Here is a 685-nt window from a genome sequence, read left to right on the forward strand (position 1 = left end):
ATCCAAATGAACAGCTGATTGACGAAGAAATCGAACGTTCAGGAAAAGCCGTGCAGCTCTTTGAAATAGACATTGAACATATCAGCGGTAAAGAGATTCAGGAGAAGTGAATGAAATAAAAACTGGGAAGATGCTATGAAGAATAATAAAAAAATCCCTCTGGGATCATTAATTTCCACAATATTAATTGGTGTTTATATGATGTTTTCTCTCTGTGCTGGGATCGGATCTTTATTTCTTGTCAGATATGCTGGAGAGCTTACAACGGTTGGTATGAATCTGGCAACTAACCCTGGAGAAAACGGAGACTACATAAGTGGATATCTTATACTTCCAGGCTCGCTTACAGCATTGCTTGGAGGAATGACGGGAGTTGTAGCCTTTCTGGTGGTAGTAGGGCTTGTTTTATTATTTGTAATATTTCTGATCCTGTTCATATCCTCCATCGTAATGCTGAAAAAGCAAAAGATAAAAGCAGATGCCTGTGTGAAAATAGTAGTCTGCTCTATTCTTTCGATTCTTTCCTGGGTACTGTTCCAGAGCGCATGGATAGTCGTGCTGCTGATAATTCCAGCGGCATTAGGAATGACAGAGTTGTTAATTGATGAAATTTGATACCCTTTGTAATTTACGGAAAATCAAAAACGCTGAAAACCCTTAATTTATACAATGTCATTAACTTAAA

At 38.0% G+C, this 685-nt stretch carries 1 protein-coding gene; it reads left to right on the forward strand.

Features of this window, described 5'->3' with window-relative positions; genetic code table 11:
• Positions 1 to 135 precede the first annotated feature (135 nt).
• Positions 136 to 615 carry a hypothetical protein gene (locus QZL69_RS00005; protein WP_022213185.1) on the forward strand — a complete coding sequence of 160 codons (480 nt, stop codon included), beginning with the start codon at positions 136 to 138 and terminating at the stop codon, positions 613 to 615.
• Positions 616 to 685: the final 70 nt, after the last annotated feature.

The organism is Blautia sp. CAG:237 (assembly GCF_000436615.1).
GTDB lineage: Bacteria > Bacillota > Clostridia > Lachnospirales > Lachnospiraceae > Blautia_A > Blautia_A intestinihominis.

Coding starts and splice junctions, on each gene's coding strand:
- QZL69_RS00005 (WP_022213185.1), top strand. CDS start 136: ATGAAGAATAATAAAAAAATCCCTCTGGGATCATTAATTTCCACAATA.